This window comes from Armatimonadota bacterium (assembly GCA_018268395.1).
Lineage (GTDB): Bacteria > Armatimonadota > Fimbriimonadia > Fimbriimonadales > Fimbriimonadaceae > JAEURO01.
This window is the reverse complement of sequence record JAFDWQ010000001.1, coordinates 795,002-817,187: the sequence shown is the minus strand read 5'-3', so window position 1 is coordinate 817,187 and position 22,186 is coordinate 795,002. Positions and strand designations below refer to the sequence as shown.

The following is a 22,186-nucleotide window of genomic DNA, read 5'->3' as shown; positions in this document are numbered from 1 at the left end:
CCAATGTGATGTCCCGAACCCTTGGTCTCTTGCCCTTACTCGCTGCCGTCGCCTGCCAGCCGCAGTCGGCCGTACCGGTCCCTCAAGACAAGGGGATGGCGCAGTTCGCTAAGGACAAAGAGTTCCACAGCGCCCACACGCTTCGCGAGCCGACCGTGGCCAAGCTCGCAGGCAAGGAGGTGACGCTCAACGTCGGAGAGGACAAGGTCAAATGTTATTGGGACGCTCCGAAAGAGGGCCACGGCCAAGTGGTGCTGATGGTCCACGAATGGTGGGGGCTGAACGACAACATCCGCGAAACGGCCGACGCGTTGAACGCCGAGACCGGGTACGGGGTCCTTGCCGTGGACCTCTATGAGGGCAAGGTCGCGAAGAACGCCGACGAGGCGGGCAAGTACATGGCCGCCGTGAAGGCGACCCAAGCGTCGGCGACCGTCAATGCGGCCTTACGGGCCATCAAAGCGGGCATCGACGGGACGAAACCTGCGACTAAGATCGGAACGGTCGGATACTGCTTCGGAGGCGGATGGTCGCACAAGGCAGCGATCATGGGCGGCAAAGACGTCCAGGCCTGCGTCGTCTACTACGGCATGCCCTCCGTCTCGCCCGGCGAATTGGAGCGGATGTCGGCGCCCGTCCTTTTCGTCTTCGCGAAGAAGGACAAATGGATCAACGCCGACGTGCTGGACGGCTTCCGGTCCGCCATGCACTCTGCGGCAAAGCCGCTCGAGGTCGAGGAGTACGACGCGGACCACGCGTTCGCGAACCCATCGTCGAAAAGCTATCAGAGCGAAGCGGCCCGGGACGCGTGGAAGAAGACCCTCGCGTTCTACAAGAAGAACCTTGGTTGAACAGAGGTTTCTGACAGGATGGCGAACTTTAGGAGGGCGTCCGTTGTTGCCACGGACATGAAGAGGACACTGACCATCGTCGGATGCGCCGCCTTCCTCTTGATCTTGGCGACGCCCTTCCTGTTCCAACCGAAAGACCAGGACCTGATCAATCAGGCTTTGAAGGAGTCGGTCGACGCGAGCCGGGAAGGCCGGTCCGGCAGCGTCATGGAGTATTTGAGCCGGTCTCTGACGTACAACGACGTCCCCGTCGAATACCGGGCCCAAGTCGCCCGCTACATCCGCAACAGCAAGCCCGAGATCTATTTGGAGAACACCGCCGCGATCATCAGCGGCGACTCCGCCCAGATCGTGACGCCGGCCGATCTCCGTATCGCGGTCGGTCCGATGCCCGTCAACCTCCACATCGACCGGGTCGTGATCACGCTCGGTCGCGAAACGGGGACAAGGTTCGTCTTCCTCCCTGCCCCGATCTGGAGGATCAAGGAAGTCCATACAGACAAGCTCGACCTTTCTGGACTTTCCGAACTGTCGTTCTAGGACAGGACCCGGGATCGTTTCCCTAGCGGCCAACGTTATAATGCCGTACGGTGCCGTTTCCGGCTCCGTGATTCAGTGGTGAAAAAAATGAAGAAATGGATCAATGTGATCATCGTGACCGCTCTCGTCGGCGCTTTTGCCGTCGGTTGCGCTCCGAGCGAAGAGCAGAAGCCGGCCGAAGGCACGAACTCCAGCGCCGGTGCACCGGACGCCGGTAAGACCGGCGACGCGGCCAAGGACGGCGCCGAGAAGATGGGCGACGCTGCCAAGGACGGCGCCGAGAAGATGGGCGACGCCGCTAAGGACGGCGCCGAGAAGATGGGTGACGCCGCTAAGGACGGCGCCGAAAAGATGGGCGACGCTGCCAAGGGTGCTGCCGACAAGACCGGCGACGCCGCTAAGGAAGGCGCCGAGAAGATGGGCGACGCCGCGAAGGGTGCCGCCGACAAAGCCGGCGCGGGCCACTAAGGCTCCCGACCGATCAGACGAAACCGGACGGCCGGGCCCCTAGGGTCCGGCCGTCGGACTTTATCCGGACGCTTCGCAACGCGACTTGATCGCGTCGAGAGTGTCCTGAAGGTTCTTGACGACCAGCCCGTGGACGACCTTCTTCACGAGCGCACCGATGGTCGGCACGTCGTACACATAGTCCACGGTCGAGTCGAAGCGAGTCCCGCCGTCTTCCTCCCGGAACGTCCAGGTGCCCTCCAGTTTTTCGTAGTCGCCCTGGAGCTGCCGGAAGCGGCATTCGTGGGTCCCGTCGTCCCAGACGTCCTCCTGGCGCCAACGGACCTTGACCCCGAAGGCCGAAACCACTCCGACCCAGTCGCTCACCACGCGGCCGGCGTCCCGTTCTACGATCTGGATCGAGAGGACGTCCTTCATGAACTGTGGGAAAGACTCGTTGTCCTGAGCGACAGCGACCACCCTGTCCAATGGAGCCTTGATCCAAACGGAGGTCTCGACGATCGGCATGGGAGCCGCCGATTCTACCAGCCGCTCCGATCAAGGGAACCTGGCGGGCGTGGCTCTGGTATCGTCACGTATGCCCCTGAGGCCGACCGGGACCCCGCCGGGCCGATGGAGCCACTCGCCCGCTTGGGGCGTCAAAGAACTCGGATGGCCTTACTCGCCTGTCTTGCGGTCTTAGCTCCTGTGCAGGGTGCGGCGGTCACACCGTCGGCCCCGGTGGCTCAGGCACAGCAGCAGAAGAAGGAAGACCGCCACCAGCGGGACATCGACGCCGATCTGAAGCTCGGGCGCGAATATTCCGAGAGAGTCCGAAAGGAACTCCCCCTTTCCGAGAACCGGGCGTACATCGAGAAGCTCTTAGAGATCGGCGACCAACTTTCTGCCATCGCCAGGCAGAAGCAGGTCACGGTCACTTGGGGCGACAAACAACTGAGCCCCTTCCCGTACGAATTCACGGTCCTCAAGGGCGACGACGTCAACGCGTTCTCACTACCGGGCGGCTTCATCTACATCTACGAGGGGGTCTTTAAGTTCGCGGAATCGGACGATGAGATCGCTGGCGTCGTCGCTCACGAGATCGCCCATGCCGCGTTCCGGCACGTCGCGACGTTGACGAAGGAGCAAAGCAAGCTCGACCTGGTCAGCATTCCTTTGATCCTTGCCGCGATCTTCAGCAAAGGGTCCGAGTCCTCGGGCATCGTGACCGGAACCCAACTCATGAACCAGGCGATGATGAGCGGCTGGTCGGTCAAGGCCGAAGAGGCGGCCGACTTTGGCGGTCTTCAGTACCTGCTGGCGAGCAAGTACAACCCGGTCGGCATGCTCACCTTTATGGAGAGGCTGGCGTTCCGCGACCGCGGTTCGGTCTCGATGAACTACGGGATCTACCAGAGCCACCCGCCCTCGGACGAACGGGCGAAAGCGCTCATGAAACGGCTTGGCGAGAACCAGATTTCGATCAAGAGGAGTCAGGTCACGAAGTCCCTGCGGGGACAGGTCTTGCCGGGCGAGAACGGGACCGTCGAACTTTGGTTCGGGAAAACGAAGATCCACGTTTTCGGTGGGGCGGAAGCCTTGACCCGGGCTGACGAAGCCCTCTACGAAGTCAATCAGTTCTTTGATTCGGTCCCGGCGCTTTACGAGCTGTCGTCCACGGACGAGGGGCAAGTCATCGGGCAGTCCAGAGTGTTGTTCGACGTCCGGTCGGACGACGGTCCAGAAAGGTCGAAGGGTGTCCAGTCGGCGATGGCGTCGATGAAGAAGGTGCTTTTCGACTTGAACTATAGGATCTGGCCCGACCACTAACGGCGAGACGACTTTTTCTTTTTGCCCGGTTCCGGCGCCTTTCGCGAGGTCTCCGCTGCCCCTGTCTTGAAGTGGCAGACCATCGTGGTCGGAACTCCGTCCAGCGACGCTTGGACCGTAGCGGTGTAGGATCCGGAGGGCGTGAGAGGCGCCTTAGGCACGAGGATCACGGAATCGGTCGCGTGAGGATCGTTGCCCGGTTCGCTCAGATGGAACGGTACGGCGGCCCCGCTGCCTTCGGTGAACGTCGCTTTAACGTCGCGGAGGGTGCGACCGAACGCGTAGAAGGCGATCGGATAGCCGTAGGGCGGTCGCGCTCCTTTCGCGCGGACCGGGTTCGGCTCTTCGATCCCGTCCCAGAGTGTGGGGACGCCTTGCGACCCGTCAGGAGGAGAGACGACCGTACCGGCCGCGGCGGTCCCGCCGAGGACCAGGCAAACGAACCCGTCCGTTTCCGCACACCCGAAGGAGAGTTTCCCTGGGCGGAGCAAGAGCCGCCGGTGATAGGGGGCGTCCATAAACGAAGCGATGCTGTAGGGGACGTTGGGCATCCCTGACGCGACGAGTTCGGCCACAGGCCCTTCGAACCCGAAGGAGCGCGAACGGCGCGACGCGTCGGCCATGGCGCCGTCCTCTTCCTTATGGGTCAGGAACTTGGATTTGGCCATAGCCCTGCTATGGGACTCGGCGGACGATACGAGCCGTGAATCTAGGGAGACGGCGTCGAGCCCGTGGAGCGACCGGAAGCCGTTCAAGACTTCGATCGCGAACCCTTGCTCTTCGGTCGGTGGAGCGTTGCCCGGTACAGTGAATGCGGTCTCAGACTTGTCGGGGTCTTGGACTCCTGGAAAGAGGACGGCAAGGGCAAGCAATTTTAACATGGCGGGCCGCCAGGAAGGCGATTGTACTCGAACCGACCGATAAGGGGACGTTCCGTGTCCGACAGCTCAACCGACTAGGAAATCCGCGGTGACGACCGGGAGTTTTTCAATGTCGACGAGCCGGGTGATGACGGGGCTGTACGGGAAAACGCGCTGAACGATGAACGCAGAATGACCGTCCCGCCATTGGCTCCGGCCGACGAGCGTGACGTACGGGCTCGTCACGATCGCGTGCCCGTCGCGGCGGTAAGCCGCGTCGAAGCACGTGACGTTCAAGAGCCCGCTCTCGTCCTCAAGGTCGAAAAACACCACGCGTTTCCCGCTCGGCGTCGGGGGGAACCTCAGGCGGATCGCGTTACCGACCACGATCGCCTTCTTCCCGTCCGTCAGACGCCTCGCCTCTTCGCACGTGACACCGCCGCGAGCGGTCACGCGCTCCCGTTCGTAGCCCATCAGGTGTCGGGCCACGTCCAGGCCAAGGATCTGCCGTTCTCGAACGGCCTTTTCCGCATCGGTAAAGTCCGGGACCGTGGGATCGACGAACGGGGACGGAGACGAGTCGGTGCCGAACAGGCCTTCCGAGCAGTTCTTCGCCCAATCGAGCATCGATGGCACCGACCATAGCAGGGCCCTACGGTTCGGGAAGCTCGAATCGAACGCTCCGCACAGGACGAGGTTCTCCAACTCGTCCCTCGACGGTCGCACCCGGGCCGCATAGTCGGGAAACCCGGCGAACGGTCGCACGTCGCGCTCTGCCACGGTCCGGTCGACCGTAGCTCTCGAAAGCCCGTGGACCGAACCCAGTGAGACCCGGATCCCGGCATTGGGGACGAGCAGTCCTCCGGTCGCTTCGTTCCTGACGTCTTCGACGAGAAACCCGGGGCCGCTACGGCCGATGTCCACCGGAAGGAGCGTCACGCCCCTGGCGCGGGCCTCGTTGACAAGGGTACACGGGCCGTAATACCCTGCGGGCTGGGCGTCGAGAAGGGAGGCGAAGTACTCGGCCGGAAAATTCTGTTGGCAATGGATCGACCTCAAGGAGATCTCAGCGAACGCGAGGGCGTGACCCTGGGCGAACCCGTAGCCTTTGAATCCCGCGACATACTCGAACACCTGCTCGGCGGTCTTCTGCGGGTACCCGTTCTTCACCACACGGTTGACGACCTCGTCACGGATGACCTGGCCATAGTCCTCGCGCCTTCGTTTATGGATCTCGTCGCGGATGTCTTCGGCCTCGCCGCTCCCGTAACCGGCGAACACTTGGAGGAGCTGGTCGATCTGCTCTTGGAACACGACGATGCCGTAAGTGTGTCCGAGGATGCCTTCGAAGTCCGGATGGTCGAACCCGAACGGCTTGAGCCCGCGCCTTCTCGCGATCAGCTCGTTGAGCTTGACCGCACCGCCGACTCCAGGGCGGATCCCGGCTTGTACGAGGCTCGCGTCGTGCAGGTCTTGCGTCCGGAGCCGCATGTGGGCCTGTCGCATGGCGGGAGAGGCCGATTGAGGGACGCCGATCAATTCTCCGGCCCGCATCGCCCGGAACGCTTCCTCGTCCGAAGTCCCGATCTCTCGGACATCGAAGCCAGAGTCGCGCAACCTCACCCTGGCTTCCGTACCCGAGAGCACGTCCTGTCCGCGCAGGCACAGGATGTCGAACTTGTCAAAGCAGTGTTTGGCGCTGCGTTTGTCCCACTGGACGATCCGGAGGAAGTCTTCTTCGTCGCCGGAGGCTCCTCCTGACCACTGCACGGGCACCGTCTCGCAGAGCGGGTCCGCACTGATGACGACGCCGGAGGAATGGGCACGAACGTTGCGCGGTACGTCCGCAAGGCTGCGGGCGAGACGGAACAACCACTGGAGCCGGCCTCGGTCGATCGCGCTGTCGCGGAGTTCGGGACGCTTGTCGAGCGCGTTCTCCAACTGGTCGGGGACGACGCCTCCGTGGATGCGCTTTGCCAGGAACCCGATCGCTTCTGGGGACAGTCCGAGCGCCTTTCCGACCTCGCGGATGATCCCGCGGGTGTTGTAGGCTCCGACCGCGGCGACGGTGGCGACACGGTCCCGGCCGTACTTCACCGTAAGGTGGGTCCGCACGTCCTCCCTCCTCTTGGCTTCGAAGTCGATATCGATGTCTGGCCGTTTGCTCCCGTCTTCAGGAAGGAACCGGTCGAAGTGGAGGTTGTGCTTGAAGGCGTCGATACGGCTGAACCCCAGGCAGTAAGCGACAGCCGAGTCGACGACCGACCCTCTCCCGCTAAAGTGGATCTGTCGGCTCTGGGCCCATTCGCACATCTCCCACGCGACCAGGAAGTGATCGGCGAACCCGAGTCGGGCGATGCGTTCCAACTCGTGCTCGATCCGCCTCATCAACGGGCGGGACACGTTGCGGTGCCACCTGTGCGCGCCGGCGATGGTCGCCTCGCGGAGGACGCTAGGACCGTCTCCGAACATCTCGGGAAGCCTCGTCCGGCCAGGCATCACGTCCTCGTCGCACCGCTCGGAGACGCACCGGGTGTTCTCCAAGAGGTCGTGGCGTCCCGCGAACGCGTTCCGTGCTTCCATCGGGCTGCGCAGGTAGCGTTCCCCGTTCAAGGCGCGCAACGGTCGCTCGTCGAGAGGGGGCTGGTCAGGATGGCGCGTAGACTTCCTCCCCACGACCTCGTCCACGGTGCAGAGCGACTCTGCGCATAGCGCGACGTCTTGCACCGCGAAGTCCTCTGGACGGGCGTGGGTCACGCTGCCTCCTGCGACGGAGAGCACGCCGTGTACCGACGCCAGTTCGGTCAGCGCCTTTTCAGTCGACAGTCCCCAGGGTAACGATGTCCGCTCGATCTCCACGAAGACGTCCCCATGTCCGTAGAGCCCGCACAGGAACGCGAGCCACTCCGACGCCTCTCTGTAGCGTCCTGCCACCACGAGCCTGTCCAACCTGCCCGAGTCCCCTCCTGTCAGACATAGCAGTCCCCGTGTGTGCCTTTCGAGCCGTTCACGGTCGCATAAAGGGAAGAGCCGTGGCTCTTCCAGATGGCAGTCCGTGACGAGCCGCGATAACGACGCGTATCCGGACTTGTCTTTGGCGATCAGGACGACCTCGCCACCGGTGTCGAGTTCGAAGGTCGCGCCGATCAAGGGTTTCACGCCGCAATCGGCGCACTCCTTCGCGAACTCCATCGCTCCGGTCAATGAAAACCTGTCGACCAGGGCCGCTGCCGTGATCCCCAGCGTCGCGCACCTCCGTGGGATCTCTCGGGCGAGCAGCACGCTCCTCCCATAAGAGTAACCCGACTGCAGGTGGAGCGGGGCATACGTCGTTTGGGGCGATCGTGACAAGGACGGGGCGGGCTCACGGTAAGCGCCGCACGCGGTCATGACCTTCTCGTCCCGCGTCTTGCGCGGTCTTAAAGTGATCTCGACGGAGTTGTCTTCGTGCCAATCCACCTTTTGGTGGGTAGGGGCGACGTGCGGCATCGTCCGGATCCGTTCGCGGCGCACGCCTTTGCGGTCCCGCCACTGGACGATCTCACGGGGCTCTTCGCCGCTCCACCATTCGCCCGCCTCGCGCCAGCGGGCGAGGACCTCAATGCCATCCTGTCGCATGTCTCCACGCCCGCAGGACGAGTTCCCTGCGGGGGACGCGCAGATCGCGCGCCTTCACCAGTGTCCCGTCGCCGTAGGCTGCCGTGAGCGTCCGCACGACGCGGTCGCAGGTCTGCGACCGTTCTGCGTACGATTCCGTTCCGGTGAACGATCGCTGGCTACGCGGGGCCGGTCTCAGCCTGGTCAGGTGCACCGTGGCCGATACAGGCGGGAACGGGCAACGGGACGTGTCCCACAACGCGTGCAACGCTGCGGCCAACACCGTCGCCGTCTGCGCTGGCTTGGCGAACTCCCGTTTCCCCAGCGCGCTCGCGCCATCCTCGGACTCGAACCGCGCCACTACGCCCTGCGCCGTCTGGTCGGTCTCGCACAATCGGGCCGCGCACCGTTGCGCCAGGTGCCGGAGGCCCAGGTCGAGGACGACCCTGTCGTCGAGTGCCGCGCCGAATTCCAACGACACGGTCAGGGACCGCTCGGGATACGAGGGCGCGACCTGGTCTAAGACCCTCCCTTGGGCAGCCTCCTGTATCGCGATGGCGTCAGATCCGAACTGGGACCTGAGTTCGTGAAGACCTGCTCGGGCCACGTCCCGGGTCCAGCGGTATCCCAGAAAACACAACCGTTCCCGGTACGGAGCGGCGATGGGCAAGAGCAGGGTCGTCGGGATCCTGCCCAGGAACGAGGCGACATCGGTCAAGGCCTCCATGACCGGAAGTCCGAACGCCGCTGCGCCGACGTCCACGCTCCTCGCTTCCACCCGCGCGATCCACTTCGCCGGGGCTAACCCGGCCACCGGCTGCCGAGGTGCGAGCGCGGCGAGTAGCTCGTCGGCGGCACGGGCCGGACGGGCATGGCCCGTCAGATCGACGTAAGCCTCGTGCGGTCGTCCTGGCTCGATCCTGTCTGAAAACCGCAGGCACGTGTCCAGCCACTCCTCACGGGCGCGGGCATAGACGTCTGGGGAGAAGGCAAGAAAGCGACCCTCCTCGCGGAGGATGGACTTGGCCTCGGACAGTGCGGTCCCAGGGACGACCCCCCGTTCCCGAGCGAGCCTGCAGGCGTCCAGCACCGTGGAGTCCTGATGGACGACGGTCGCGCGACCGGATCCGTCGTCCTGGTCGGCCACGTAGAACCCCTCCAGTGCGACGTAGAGGATATAGTGCATATGTGTCTACTATTATAGACGCAATACGGCCGGGACACGAGGGGCGCACCCCGGATCCGGTCCTCATATCGTCGGCCTAGGGCTTCCGGCAAGCCTCCGAACCTTAGGCCCTCTAGAAACCTTCCGACATCCCGAGAGTCTATAGTGATGACCGTGGCGTTCACATGCGAAAGTGTGCTTTGACCGTTGTCGCCGCACTGTTGGCCGTAGCCGCTCTAGCGGGCCCTGACACCGAGTCGTCGGGCCCGGCTCAAGCCGCCGCCGACGCCTTACGAACGTCCACCCGTGCCGACCTCGCGTTTTTGCCTGCGGGCGTCTTGAAGCCGACGTTCAAAGCCGGCGAACTGTCCGGCATGCTGTTGTTCCCGGCCGACGACGTGTGCGTCGTCAAACTGACCGGCGCCCAAGTCCGGCAAGCGCTCGAAAAGTCCGTGGGCATCTACCCCTCGCCCAACCCTGGCTTCCTCCAGCTTTCCGGCATCGTCGCCACGTTCAACAAGTCCGCCGATCCGAACCACCGGATCGTGTCCGTGACATTGTCCGGGGCCAACCTTGAGAACGACAAGACCTACCGTGTCGCGATGCCCGGATCCCTCGCCCGAGGAGGGCTCGGATATTTCACGGTCTGGGACAAAGGCGCTATCGCCGAAACCCTTCCGAACCAGAACATGGGGGCCGTCCTCAAAGGCAAGTCCGGTACAGAAGCCGATCCCCGGTGGCGGGTCCAAGGCTAAAGCCCCGTGCTAGGATGAAGGGATGATCTCGCCCTTCGACTGGCAAGAAGCGATCACCCACCGCGCCCAGTTCATCGAATCGCGCATCGCAGCCGGCATCCCCGTCCTAGCGCTGTCGGTCGATGCCGGGATCGTCACTGCGACCTACCGTAAACGGGTGCAGAAGGTTTACGAGGTCTACGACCGTCTCATGTACGCCGGGATCGGTCAGCAGTCGGACATCGAGTCCCTCCGCGTCGCCGCCGTCGACTTCTCCCATCGTGAGGGCTTCCAACGGAGCGAGAACGACGTCTCCATCCAACGCGTGGTCAACGCCCTGAGCCAACCTGTCAAGGAAGCGTTCGCCAACTTCAGCTCTGCGCCGTGGGTCGCCCGCGCGATGTTCATGGAAGTCGGATCCGCCTGTGAAGACGACCGTTACTACTGCCTCGACTATGACGGCGACTTCAGCACGGAACACATGCGCTGTTGCCTCGCGGCCGAAAAGGCGGACGAGTCCGTCGTCGAGACGGAACTCGAGAAGATCGACCGGAAGGCAGGTCTCGACGATGTGGTCGCGGCCTTACAAGGCGTCCTTGAACGCACGGTCTCCAAAGAGAAGGCCACCGACCAAAACGAGGGGGCCGGTCTCGTCTTCGAGGCGGCCGTTCTCCTGCGGGACGGCTCAGGTGACCGGCGCTTCCGTCTGCTCCGTCCGGCCTGACCCGTGCCGTAAGTGGCCGATCAGGAGCGCGACGTCCGACGGACGTACACCAGGGATCCGGCTTGCCTGGCCGACCGTGGTCGGGCGCGTCCGGCCGAGCTTCTCCTTACTTTCGTGGCTCAACCCCTTGAGTTCGTCGAACCGGAACTCCTTCGGGATCCGCAAGGCCTCCATCTTCTTCGCCAGCGCGGCTTCGTCGACCTGTCGTTGGAGATACCCGCAGTACACGGCCTCGATCTCGATCTGGGCCCGTGCGGTCGGGCCGACCGCCCCGAACGCACCGTCCTTGGCTGCGTCTGGAAGCCGGTCGGACGGCCCGAAGCCGCATTCGGCCGCGATCTGCTCGACCGTATCGAGGTCGAGGTCCGGCCGCTTCAGTAGGTCCCATAACGAGGCCCGGCCGCGCACGGGTGACGAACCTCGCGATTCGACCGCTGTCGACTGGGCCTCCAAAACGTACGTCCCCTCCAACCAGGACTTGCCAAGGGCGATCGCTTCCTGCTTCTGCTCAAGACGGCGGCGGCGCGTCTCACAGGCCAGGCCGATCCGCGCGGCCAAAGGGGTCAGCCTCAGATCGGCGTTGTCGTGACGGAGGACAAGGCGGTGCTCGGCCCTTGACGTGAGCATCCGGTACGGGTCCTCGACCCCTTTTGTCACGAGGTCGTCGGTCATCACGCCGATGAAGCTCTCCGTGCGCGAGAACGTCAGTTCGGGCTCGCCCGTCGCATAGCGGGCGGCGTTGATCCCCGCGACGATCCCTTGCCCCGCGGCCTCCTCATAGCCGCTCGTCCCGTTGATCTGGCCCGCCAGGAACAGCCCGTCCAAGAGCTTCGACATCAGCGTCGGCCAGAGTTGGAGGGGGTCGGCCATGTCGTATTCGACCGCATATCCGGGCCGGATCATTTCGACCGCGGCCAGTCCGGGCACCGTCCGAAGAGCGGCGAGCTGGACTTCGGCGGGCATCGAACTCGAAAAGCCCTGCACGTAGACGGAGTCCGAGTCCCACTCCTCGACCTCCAGGAAGATCGGGTGAGAGTCCTTCTCGGCGAACCGGACGACCTTGTCCTCGATGCTCGGGCAATACCGCGGGCCGACGCCCTCGATTTCGCCCGAGTACATCGCGCTCTCGCCAAGTCTCTCGCGCAACAAGGCATGGGTCGCCGCCGATGTGCGGGTCTGCCACGTGGGAAGAAGCCCGCGTCGGGGGAGCGGCCTGTCGTGGAGCGCGCTCAAGGGGCCCGCTTCAGGCTCGCTCGGCATGACCTCGGTCTGCGAAAAGTCGATGGTTCCAGCCCGGATCCTTGGTGTCGTGCCGGTCTTGAACCTTCGGATCCGTACTCCCAAATCGAGCAGAAAGTCGCTGAGGGACACGACCGCCCGGTCGCCTTCCCGTGCCGCCACGGTCTTGTTGCGCCCTTCGTGGCACAGACCGTTCAGGAACGTGCCCGTGGTCAGGACGACGGCGCGACAGGCTATGGAGAGGCGCGCACCGTCCGACGCGGTGACTTCGATCCCGCAGACGCCCTCCGGACCGGTCGCGACCCCGTCGACCGATCCCTCCAACACCGTCATGCCTGGCTGGGCCTCGAAGACCTTGCGCATGAAGGCGGGGTAGTCCGACTTGCAGACCTGGGCCCGAGTAGTCTGGACGGCCGGACCTTTGCCTGTTCCGACTTTGCGGAGGTGCGTCAACGTGTGGTCGGTCGTCACGCCCATTTGGCCTCCAAGGGCGTCGACTTCGCGCGCGATGTGGCCCTTTGCCGGTCCGCCGATCGAGCAGTTGCAGGGCAAGTGGCCGATGCGGTCGAGCCGGAGCGTGACGCACAAGGTCTTGCGGCCGAGGCGCGCCGAAGCGAGGGCCGCCTCGATTCCGGCGTGCCCGGCTCCGACGACGATGACGTCGAACCGCTCCACCGGCCGAGTGTACCGGCCGACGTTTCCCGGGTCGGCCCGCTTCCGACCGGTACCCTTCGTACATGACCAGGGTCGATCTCACGATCATCGGGGGCGGGCCCGTAGGGCTGTTCGCCGCGTTCTACGCCGGCATGCGCGGTATGTCCGTGCGCATCATCGACAGCCTTGACGAACTGGGCGGCCAATTGACCGCGCTCTACCCGGAAAAGCACGTTTTCGACATGCCGGGGTTTCCGTCCGTTTTGGCCAAAGACCTCGCCGCGGGCCTGGCTCGTCAAGGGACGCAGTTCGGGCCGGACCTGTGTTTGGGCGAAACCGCCACGGGCTTGACGCGGGACAACGAAGGCTGGACGGTCACGGGGGTCGGCGGGGCGGCTTATCCGACCCGGACGGTCTTGATTTCGGCGGGTGCCGGCGCGTTCTCGCCGACCCGTCTCGGCCTTGTCGAAGAGCCTGATTACGAGGGGAAAGGGCTTCACTACGGCGTGAAGTCGAAGTCGGACTTCGAAGGCAAGGACGTGGCGATCATCGGCGGGGGTGACAGTGCCTTCGATTGGGCGGTGAACCTCCATCCCGTCGCCCGCAAGGTCACGTTGATCCATCGTCGGGACCAGTTCAAGGCGCACGAAGAGACGGTCAAAGAGGTCGAGAAGCTCGGGATCGGGTTCCATCTATGGCGATCGGTCGCCGCGCTGCACGGGGACGGCCGTTTGTCGGGATTGACCCTGGTCGATACTCGCTCGAAGGAAGAAGAGCATTTTCCGTGCGACGCGGTCGTGGTCAATATCGGGTTCAAATCCTCGCTCGGCCCGATCAAAGACTGGGGCTTAACGATCGAAAAAAACCAGATCGTGGTGGACGGCCTGTACCGGACAGGGCTTCCAGGCGTCTTCGCGGTCGGAGACGTGTGCACGTACGAAGGAAAGCTCAAACTGATCGCGACAGGGGTCGGCGAAGCGGTGACGGCGGTCTGCATCGCAAAGACCCTTATCGACCCTTCTGCCAAGTTGTTTCCAGGACACTCGTCGGACATGGACCAGTTCGGCGGGCACTGACGCCGACGCCAGACCGTCCTTCGAATCCTCGTCCTTGACGCTCCAAAATGCCCGTCGCAGAGGCTCCGAGATTTCATAATCGAGCCTACTCTTGCCTACGCTGTACGAAATTCTGGGAGTGCCGACGAAGGCGCAAGGCACGGAAGTCCGCCACGCCTATCGCAAGTTGGCCCGGACGTACCATCCCGACCTGAACCCCGATCCCAAGGCCCACGAACAGATGGCCAAGATCAACGCCGCGTTCGAGGTCCTCAGCGACCCCGTCCGGCGGATGGAGTACGACCTTTCGATCGGCGAGCAGGTCTATGGGGAGCCGATCAACGACGAGCGCGAAGCGGCCGAAAGGCCCGATGCGGTCCGGGCGACCCTCGTCCACCGCCTCCGTGCTCCTCGGACACCGTTCTACGCCCTCGCCTACACGTCCGACACCCGGAGGCTCGTGTCGTGTTCGTTCGACAACGACCTCTACTGGTGGGAGCCCGGGCTCGAGAAGTCCGAGCGCAGATTGAAACTGGAGGGCGGCGTTGCCAGTACGATGGTCGCGCTGAACGACACTGAAATGGTCGTCGCCGGGTGTACGGAACAGCAGTTGACGTGCTGGCGGGTGAACGGAGGCCAGACGTCCGTCTGGCGTCAGGCGCCCAAGGACTGGGCGGTCGGCGTATCCGTTTCGCCCGACGGTGGGCTCCTGGCGGTCGGCTCGGTCGAAAAGTCGGCGAGGGTCTTGGACGCCAAGACGGGGCAGCAACGCTACATCTGTCAAGGGCACAGCGAGTCCGTGACCGCGCTCGCTTGGTCGGCCGACTCGCGCTTGCTGGCGACGGGCTCCGCCGACGCCACCGTCCGGCTCTGGGACGCACGGACGGGCAACGAACGCGGAGTCGTACAACAAGTGCGTTCGGCGGTGACGTCGATGGCCGTGAGCCCGGACGGCCGTTGGCTGGCCGTGGCCGCCGTCGACCTCTCGATCCGCGTTTTCGACGTCGCCTCCAAGAAGCTCCGCAAAACGTTCTTCGGCCATCAGCGACCGATCGAGGCCATGGCCTTCCATCCCCGGTCCTGGCTTCTCGCCAGCACGTCACGCGACGGGTCGTTCGGTCTTTGGAACGTCGTCCACGGCATCGGTCACGGACGGATCGAGGCTTCGCTGCAACCTTTGTCATGTCTGGCCTTCAGTCCGTCGGGGACGGAAATGGCGACGGGCGGATTGGACAAGGTCCTCCGGGTCTGGCGGCTCGGAATGCCGAAGTGACGGCAAAAGTAACCTCAAGACCCTGAAAACCTCAAGTCGATTGCCAAGTTCTGCCCCTGAAGGGCCCGGCAATTCCACCGATAACAGAGGGGGATGAACAGAGGTGTGTACTCGGCCGCGACGGCGATGGGGACGGCCCAGCAATGGCTGGACGTCGTCACCAACAACCTCGCCAACGCCAGTACCACGGGCTTCAAAAAAGACGGCCTCTCGTTCAACGACGGACTCCTCAGGACATTGGCCGCCAACGCCGGTCAGGGTCAGGTGCTCGGTAGCCTGGGGAGCGGCACCGTCATCAAAGGCCAATACGTCGACTTCAGCAACGGGGCCGTCACGGCGACGGGCAACCCCCTCGACCTGGCCGTCAAGACCGAAGGCGGCGCCTTCGCCGTCCAGACGCCCCAAGGCGTCCGCTATACGCGGGACGGCGCCTTCCATCTGAACGGCGACCGCGAGATCGTCGACAAAGATGGGCACCCCGTCCTTGACCGTCAGTCCCGACCGATTTCGCTTCCCAGCGGCACCATCGACGTCGACTCTGACGGCACCGTCAGTGTCGGCGGTAAGCCTGTGGGACAGATCGCCGTGTTCGGCGGCGCGTTCCGCAAAGTCGGAGGAAACCTCTTCTCCAGTACCGACGCCCAAGCCGTCGACAGCCCCGACATCGCCGTCGGCGCCCTCGAATCGTCCAACGTCAACGCGATCGAAGAAATGGTCGCGATGATCCGACTCAACCGTGCCTTCGAACTGGCCCAGCGCAGCGTGCAGAGCCAGGACGAGAGCACCCAACGACTCGTCTCCAGCCTTCAAGGCCGATAAGACGCTGACCGGACTCTGACAGGACGTCGGAGAGGGGCGCACGGGACGTCGAACACGACCCGTGGATCGGCTAGGACGGCGAAGACGCTTGAAACGCGAACGAACGCCACATGATGCGAGCCTTAACCACCGCGGGCACCGGAATGGTCGCCCAACAGATGAACCTCGACGTCATCGCCAACAACTTGGCGAACGTCAATTCGAACGCTTTTAAAGTCCAAAGGGCGGAGTTCCAAGACCTGATGTACCAGACGTACCGGGCTTCGGGCGCGGCGAACGGGGGTGAGGCCACCCTTCCGGCCGCCGCCCAGATCGGCCTCGGTTCGCGCTTCGCGGCGAGCACCACGAACTTCACCTACGGCACGATCCAAGCGACCGGGAACCCCTACGACGTCGCGATCAACGGCGACGGGTTCTTCGAAGTCGAATTGCCGGACGGATCGACGGCGTACACCCGAGACGGCGCCTTCAAGACGGACGCCAACGGTCTCCTCGTGACGAGCGACGGTTACGCGGTGAAGCCGCAGACGACGATCCCGTCCGGATCGACCGCCGTCACGATCTCGCCCAACGGGACGATCGCGGCGATCCTGCCGGGCACCAACGATCCGACGCCGATCGGCTCGATCAGTATGGCGATCTTCCCGAACCCGGCCGGCTTGACCAGGATGGGGCAGAACCTCTTCAAAGCCGGCGGCGGATCGGGCGACCCGATCGAGACCAACCCTGGCGAACAGGGCGCGGGCACGCTCCAACAGCGCTTCCTCGAAGGCTCGAACGTGCAAGTCGTCGAAGAGATGGTCCGCATGATCACGGCCCAGCGCGCTTATGAGATCAACTCCAAGGCGATCCAGACCGCCGACGACATGCTCGGCACTTTGAACGGACTCAAACGATAATGCGGTTTCTCGCCCTTCTGACACTCGTCCTAGCCTCTGTCGTGGCATGGTCGGCACCGACCGTGTCCGTGCGGGTCGACGGTCCAGGCTATCTGCGGTTCACGCGGGACGGACGGACGCTCTACGCCAAAGCAGCGGACCTCACCGTCGTCGAAGGGCGCCTGGGAGAGAAGGGCGGCGCCAAAACCGTCCCGGCCCTCGAGATCGCGGCCGGGGTCCGACGGATCGACGTCGCGCTCGACGGAACGGTGACTACGGATGGACGGACCGTCGGAAGGCTCGTCCTGGCGGTCTTTTCAGCTGTGCCGACGGCCGAGGACGGACTGTTCAGCTCTGCGGTCCGCCCGACATTGGCCGATCCCGGCGAAGGGGACACAGGCGTCGTCCGGAGCGGGAACGGCCCCAAGGTCGCTCCTATCGCTTCGCCCGGGCCGGTCCCGACCGTCAAGCCGGACATTATGGCGGGGGCCGCGAGGACGACCAGCCCGAACAAGCCGGTCAAGAACGCGGACGGACGGATCCTCATCCTTCTCCGCGACAAGTCCGAGGTCGAGGCCAAGACGTTCACGTTGGGCGAGATCGCCGAAATCCATGCCGATCCGGCCCTGGCCGGAAGGCTCGGCTCGTCCGAGATCGGGGAAACCCCTCCGATCGGCGTCGAACGGATCGTCGACCGCAACCGGATCTTGAGCCGTGTCAAATCTTTCGGGATCGATCCGACGACCGTCGACCTTGGCGGTCCGGAAAAGGCCCGGGTCGTGAGAAAGGGCCAACAGGTCACGCACGAGCAGTTCGTCGAAGCTGCCGTCCGGGGCTCCGAGCTGAAAGGCCTCGCGGGCATGGAAAGCGGGGCGCCTGGCCCCGTCATGACGGTGCCCATGGGTGATCTCGAGCTCGTCTGCGAATCCGTCGGAGCGGGAACGGCCGAGACCATGGTCACGGTCGGCGTCTATGTCGACGGTCGCCGGTTCAACTGCAGAACGGTCAAGTTGAAGTCGAACGCACCCGCCACCAGGCTGAAGGTCGGGTCGATCGTTCCCGTCCATGTCACGCACGGTCGGCTGACCGTCGAGACCAAGGGCAAGGTCACGAAAGTCGACCTCGCCGGAGGCGCCGTGACCGTCCAGATTCCCGATACCGGAGCCGTCCTCACGGGTACCGCCCGTCCGGACGGATCTGTGGAGGTCCGATCTTGAAAAACGTCCTACTTGCACTCGCCGTGCTGACCGTCGTGGTCGGCTACGCCCAACAAACGCCGGAGAAGGAGAATCCGGGAAGCCTGTTCAACGGGTCGTACGTGAACCCCTTGACCGACAGGGTCGCGCGCCGGACGGGCGACCTCCTGACCGTCATCGTCTCGGAGAACACGGTCGCGACCTATTCCGCCAACACCGAAACGTCGAAGAACGAGACCGGAAGTTTCTCCCCGGGGTTCGTGTTCGACATCGTAGAGAGGCTCTTCCGAGGGTTCACGGCCAGCTCGAGCCGCTCGTCGAAAGGCGACGGCAAGACGACGCACACGAACAAGGTGGACTCGAAACTGAGCGTCGTCGTGACGCAGGTGCTTCCGAACGGCAACCTTATGGTGGAGGGCCACCGGAGCCTGACGACGAACCGGGACACCGAGACCATCGTGTTCTCCGGCGTCGTCCGTCCCTTCGACATCAAGTCGGACAACACCGTTTTGAGTTCTCAAGTCGCCGAACTGAAGCTGTCTTTGGCCGGAAAGGGCCAGATCCAGGACAAGCAGAAGAAGGGCTTGATCACGACCGTCTTGGACTGGCTGTTCTAAGGAGACTATGAACGTGTTCGCCCGTACTCTTCTGACCGCCGCCACGCTCGCGCTGTCCCTCGCAGCTTGTGCCCAACAAGGGGCCAAGCCCGGAAACGGCCAGACGCAGGCTCCTCCCCAATTGACCAAGGAGCAATTGGCCGAAATCCAGAAACTCCTCGACGAGAAGCGGACGAGAGAGTCCGAGGCCGTCCACAACGGCGAGACGCAAGGCGTCTCCGTGCGGCTCGGCGACATCGGCCGGTTCCGTGGCGCCAGGTCGAACATCTTGCAGGGCGTCGGGCTCATCGTCGGACTTGGAGGCACGGGCGATACGCAGTCGACACCGTGGACCAAGACCTTGATCTCGAACATGATGGCCCGCTGGGGTTCGATGGTCGACGAGAAGCAGGTGCGTTCGAAGAACATCGCCGCCGTCATGATCACGGCCGAACTACCGCCGTTCGTCGCTCCGGGGACGAAGCTCGATGTCACCGTCAGCTCGTCGGGCGACGCCAAAAGCCTGGAAGGCGGTGTGCTCCTTCCGACCGTTCTGACCAGCATGGCCGATCCTCAGACCCCGGTCTGCACGGCTTTTGGTTCCGTAAGCATCGGCGGTTTCAACGCCAGCGCGGGCGGTAGCGCCGTCCGCAAGAACCACACCAACGTCGGCATCGTCTCGGGGGGCGGGATCGTCGAGAAGTCGGTCCCGACACAGTTCGTCTTCGACGGCAACGTCCTCTTCTTCGACTTGGACGAACCTGATTTCACGACAGCCCAGCGTGCCGCTGAAGCCCTGAAGTCGGCCAACCCGGGTTGGGGCGCCGAAGCGATGGACGGAGCGACGATCAAGATCGCGTTCCCGACAGGGACCGCTCCCACTTTGGCCGCCCAAAAGGTGGAGGCCGTGCAAGTCATGGCCAATACGCCCGCCAGCGTGGTCGTCAACGAGCGGACAGGCACGATCGTCGTCGGCGGAAACGTCAAGCTCGGCCCCGCAGTGATCGCCCATGGATCTCTCCAAGTGACGATTTCGACCGACGTCGTCGTGAGCCAGCCGCAACCGTTCGGCAACGGGGAGACGGTCGTCGTCGCCGTACCGACCGTCCAGGCCGAAGACCCGCCCGCACAGGTCGCGATCGTCGCCCCGAACGCGACGTTGGACGACCTCGCGAAGATCCTGCAGACGCTCAAAGTGAGCGCACGCGACATGATCGCCATCCTTCAGGCCCTCCAGGCTCAGGGCGCCCTCAAGGCAAGGATCAAGGTGCAGTAGCGGTGCGGATGCCTCCACTGCCCGGTACCGTGCCTCAGGGGTCGTCGGCGGTCCTACCCGGCTCTTCGTCCGTGGGCACGGGACTGGCCGCCCCGGTCAATACGGAGTCCGGATCGAAGGAGGCCTCGTTGCGCCCCGAGTTCCGAAGGCTCCTCGAACAGCGGCTGAACGGTTGGGTCGGCGAAGCCGGTTCCGAGCGGAGGCGGACCGTCGCGAAACAGGCCGGTCCCTATCTCGACGAGAGAGGCGGCTTCGACCTTGAAACCCTGCCGGAAGGGACGAAGCGAGAGCTCGCTAAGCTTGAAAAGGCGTCGGAGGGGATCGAAGCGATCTTCGTCCGGCAGTTGCTGGCACAGATGCGCCGCATCAGTTACGACGGCAAGCCGAAGAACGGCATGTCGCAGTTCGCGACCGACACGATGGACCAGGCCGTGGCCGACCAGACGTCCAAAGGCCGCTCCTCGATCGGCATCGCACAGATCGTTTTCCTCGACAACGCACAGAACCTCGTGAAGTCGGCCGTCGCGGCCGCCTCGCAGGCTCGATCGGAGACCAAACGCTAAATGGCAAAGAAGACCAAGCAACTCGAACAACTGTGGTGGGACTGGCTGAGCACGGCCGAGAGGCTGCTGCGGAGCCTGCACGAGCAGACGGCCGCCCTGACCTTGCGCCAACCGGAGCGGGTCGAGAAGATCCAGCCCGAACTGGACAGCCTCATGACCAAGATGGAGGAGACCGACTTGAAGGCCGTGGCTTGCGTGAAAGAGCTGGCCGAAGAGCTGGGTACGGAACCTAGCCTTCGAAGCATCGCGCAGGCGCTTGAGAAAGCCGAAGCACAGCAGATCCAGTCGGTTGCGAACCGCGTGATCGTCGTCGGACGCAACGTCCAGACGGTGATCGCGAAGAACCGCGCCCTGATCGAAAACGAACTGGAGTACGTCAACGGGACGATGGCACTGGTCGCACGCACGGCCACCGAGCAACAAGGGCCCTATCAACAGGCCGTGGTGGCTCCGAGCGTGGTGATGAACCAGGTCGCTTGACCCGACAATTACCGGTATGGCCAACCCGTTCAGCGGCATCAATATGATGTCGTACGCGCTGAGGAACTTCCAACAAGCGCTACAGACGTCGGGCCATAACGTGTCGAACGTCGACACGAGGGGCTATTCGCGTCAGCGCGTCGAATTCGCGACGAACCAGCCGAAGCTCTACTATGAGTCCGGCTGGCGGTCGATGGGGCAGGGCGCCCACGTCGCGGCGGTGAGCCGTGCGCGGGACCTGTTCTTAGAGCGGAGCGCGAACCAGAGCGCGGGCAATCTTGGAAAGTTCGGGATGTCCGCCTCGGGGCTCGGGGTGATCGAACAGGTATACGGGGAACCGAGCGACTCCGGGATTTCGGCCGCGCTGGACAAGTTCTTCGACTCCTGGTCCGGTCTCGCCGCGAACCCTGGCGACGCAGGAGCGAAGTTCGAAGTCCGGAACGCGGGCCAGACGCTGGCCGACCGGATCCGTGGCTCGTGGGGACAGTTCGACCGGGTCCAGACCGACGCGACGGGCCGGATCCAGACCGTGATCGGCCAGATCAACGACCTTGCGGGACAGATCGACAGGCTCAACAAGGCCATCAAGCAGGCGACGGTGGGCGGGAACGAGCCGAGCGACCTCCTTGACCAACGGGACCAGGCCGTCCGCGACCTGAGCGGGCTCGTCGACGTGCAGACAGAACGCTTCACTGACGGGACTTTGGCGGTCTATGCCTCCGGGTTCACGGTCGTCGACGCGGCAGGAACGATGCCTTATCCGTCGACCTATGACGTCGCGACGGGCACTGTCACGGACGGAACGACGACCAACCCCGTCCGGAACGGGCAACTTGCGGGACTCTTCGTCCAAGCCTCCGAAGCCTTGAACCAGAAATCCCGTCTCGATACGCTCGCCAATACGTTGCGGACCGAGATCAACGCCGTCCACACGACCGGAACCAACGCGGCCGGAACGACCAACGTGAAGTTCTTCAACGACGTCGCCGTCCCTCCTCAGACCGGTGCCATCGATTTCGACCTGGACGACCCTGTGAAGGCCGACGTGAACAACGTCATGTCCGGCGTCAGCGGGAACGCAGGCGACGGGGGTCTGGCGCAGACCTTGTCCGGCATCCGGGACTCTGGGTTCGCCGCACTAGGGACGAAGTCGTTCTCGGGCTATTTCCAGCAGACGGTCGACACCCTTGCCAGCGTCCGCGCCTATTACATCCAGGCGCAGGACACGGAGGTCGTCGTCAACGACCAGGTGCAAGCCCAGATCCAAGCCGTCAGCGGCGTATCGATCGACGACGAAATGGCGGACATGGTCAAGTTCCAACGGAGCTATCAGGCCGCGGCCAAAACGTTGACGATCTTCGACCAGGTCACGCAAGACGTGATCAACATGGTGAACAGGTGAGGCCGAT

General features: G+C 63.9%; 21 protein-coding genes. 16 read left to right on the top strand and 5 right to left on the bottom strand.

What is annotated here, in order from left to right; translation table 11 throughout:
- Positions 1-8: 8 nt before the first annotated feature.
- From JST30_03690 to JST30_03680, 3 genes are all read left to right on the top strand, one after another.
- Positions 9-851: a dienelactone hydrolase family protein gene (locus tag JST30_03690; protein MBS1713418.1), complete on the top strand. Its 843-nt coding sequence runs from the start codon at positions 9-11 to the stop codon at positions 849-851.
- 57 nt (positions 852-908) lie between these two features.
- A complete protein-coding gene (locus JST30_03685; GenBank protein MBS1713417.1) occupies positions 909-1,391 on the top strand; it encodes a hypothetical protein in 483 nt (160 codons plus the stop codon).
- A gap of 87 nt (positions 1,392-1,478) precedes the next feature.
- Positions 1,479-1,859, top strand: coding sequence for a hypothetical protein (locus JST30_03680; GenBank protein ID MBS1713416.1), 381 nt, complete (start codon positions 1,479-1,481; stop codon positions 1,857-1,859).
- Positions 1,860-1,919: 60 nt separating this feature from the next.
- Here JST30_03680 and JST30_03675 read toward each other — a convergent pair whose 3' ends face one another.
- Positions 1,920-2,366, bottom strand: coding sequence for an SRPBCC family protein (locus JST30_03675; protein MBS1713415.1), 447 nt, complete (start codon positions 2,364-2,366; stop codon positions 1,920-1,922).
- Between the two features lie 144 nt (positions 2,367-2,510).
- Between JST30_03675 and JST30_03670 the strand changes: the two genes are divergently transcribed.
- Positions 2,511-3,668 (top strand): M48 family metalloprotease, encoded by a 1,158-nt coding sequence (locus tag JST30_03670; GenBank protein MBS1713414.1) that lies wholly within the window; start codon positions 2,511-2,513, stop codon positions 3,666-3,668.
- Here JST30_03670 and JST30_03665 read toward each other — a convergent pair.
- The 3 genes from JST30_03665 to JST30_03655 form a co-directional block, all read right to left on the bottom strand.
- Positions 3,665-4,549, bottom strand: a complete 885-nt coding sequence (locus JST30_03665; protein MBS1713413.1) for a CAP domain-containing protein — start codon at positions 4,547-4,549, stop codon at positions 3,665-3,667. The two genes, JST30_03670 and JST30_03665, sit on opposite strands and share 4 nt — an antisense overlap.
- Positions 4,550-4,615: 66 nt before the next feature.
- A complete protein-coding gene (locus tag JST30_03660; protein MBS1713412.1) occupies positions 4,616-8,146 on the bottom strand; it encodes a DNA polymerase III subunit alpha in 3,531 nt (1,176 codons plus the stop codon).
- Positions 8,127-9,311, bottom strand: coding sequence for a hypothetical protein (locus JST30_03655; GenBank protein MBS1713411.1), 1,185 nt, complete (start codon positions 9,309-9,311; stop codon positions 8,127-8,129). Before JST30_03655 ends, JST30_03660 begins: the two co-directional genes overlap by 20 nt.
- Positions 9,312-9,475: 164 nt before the next feature.
- Between JST30_03655 and JST30_03650 the strand changes: the two genes are divergently transcribed.
- Both JST30_03650 and JST30_03645 read left to right on the top strand, forming a co-directional pair.
- Positions 9,476-10,045, top strand: coding sequence for a 5'-nucleotidase C-terminal domain-containing protein (locus JST30_03650; protein MBS1713410.1), 570 nt, complete (start codon positions 9,476-9,478; stop codon positions 10,043-10,045).
- Between the two features lie 22 nt (positions 10,046-10,067).
- Positions 10,068-10,748, top strand: coding sequence for a hypothetical protein (locus tag JST30_03645; GenBank protein MBS1713409.1), 681 nt, complete (start codon positions 10,068-10,070; stop codon positions 10,746-10,748).
- Here the strand turns inward: JST30_03645 and mnmG are convergent.
- The gene (mnmG, locus tag JST30_03640; GenBank protein ID MBS1713408.1) at positions 10,710-12,662 is read right to left on the bottom strand and encodes a tRNA uridine-5-carboxymethylaminomethyl(34) synthesis enzyme MnmG; all 1,953 of its coding nucleotides are present in this window, start codon (positions 12,660-12,662) and stop codon (positions 10,710-10,712) included. The genes JST30_03645 and mnmG overlap by 39 nt on opposite strands.
- 62 nt (positions 12,663-12,724) lie before the next feature.
- Between mnmG and JST30_03635 the strand changes: the two genes are divergently transcribed.
- The 10 genes from JST30_03635 (at position 12,725) to flgK (ending at position 22,179) form a co-directional block, all read left to right on the top strand.
- Positions 12,725-13,717 carry an NAD(P)/FAD-dependent oxidoreductase gene (locus tag JST30_03635; protein MBS1713407.1) on the top strand — a complete coding sequence of 331 codons (993 nt, stop codon included), beginning with the start codon at positions 12,725-12,727 and terminating at the stop codon, positions 13,715-13,717.
- A 118-nt stretch (positions 13,718-13,835) separates the two neighbouring features.
- Positions 13,836-14,969, top strand: coding sequence for a DnaJ domain-containing protein (locus JST30_03630; protein ID MBS1713406.1), 1,134 nt, complete (start codon positions 13,836-13,838; stop codon positions 14,967-14,969).
- A 93-nt stretch (positions 14,970-15,062) separates the two neighbouring features.
- Positions 15,063-15,788: a flagellar hook-basal body protein gene (locus JST30_03625; GenBank protein MBS1713405.1), complete on the top strand. Its 726-nt coding sequence runs from the start codon at positions 15,063-15,065 to the stop codon at positions 15,786-15,788.
- A 110-nt stretch (positions 15,789-15,898) separates the two neighbouring features.
- Positions 15,899-16,687, top strand: coding sequence for a flagellar basal-body rod protein FlgG (gene flgG, locus JST30_03620; protein MBS1713404.1), 789 nt, complete (start codon positions 15,899-15,901; stop codon positions 16,685-16,687).
- Positions 16,687-17,883, top strand: a complete 1,197-nt coding sequence (locus JST30_03615; GenBank protein ID MBS1713403.1) for a hypothetical protein — start codon at positions 16,687-16,689, stop codon at positions 17,881-17,883. The genes flgG and JST30_03615 overlap by 1 nt, the downstream gene beginning before the upstream one ends.
- Positions 17,880-18,479, top strand: a complete 600-nt coding sequence (locus JST30_03610) for a flagellar basal body L-ring protein FlgH (GenBank protein MBS1713402.1) — start codon at positions 17,880-17,882, stop codon at positions 18,477-18,479. The genes JST30_03615 and JST30_03610 overlap by 4 nt, the downstream gene beginning before the upstream one ends.
- A 13-nt stretch (positions 18,480-18,492) precedes the next feature.
- A complete protein-coding gene (flgI, locus tag JST30_03605) occupies positions 18,493-19,734 on the top strand; it encodes a flagellar basal body P-ring protein FlgI (protein MBS1713401.1) in 1,242 nt (413 codons plus the stop codon).
- An 8-nt stretch (positions 19,735-19,742) separates the two neighbouring features.
- Positions 19,743-20,297 carry a hypothetical protein gene (locus JST30_03600; GenBank protein ID MBS1713400.1) on the top strand — a complete coding sequence of 185 codons (555 nt, stop codon included), beginning with the start codon at positions 19,743-19,745 and terminating at the stop codon, positions 20,295-20,297.
- Positions 20,298-20,777 carry a flagellar export chaperone FlgN gene (gene flgN, locus JST30_03595; protein ID MBS1713399.1) on the top strand — a complete coding sequence of 160 codons (480 nt, stop codon included), beginning with the start codon at positions 20,298-20,300 and terminating at the stop codon, positions 20,775-20,777.
- Between the two features lie 16 nt (positions 20,778-20,793).
- Positions 20,794-22,179 carry a flagellar hook-associated protein FlgK gene (flgK, locus tag JST30_03590; GenBank protein ID MBS1713398.1) on the top strand — a complete coding sequence of 462 codons (1,386 nt, stop codon included), beginning with the start codon at positions 20,794-20,796 and terminating at the stop codon, positions 22,177-22,179.
- The last annotated feature ends 7 nt before the right edge of the window (positions 22,180-22,186 follow it).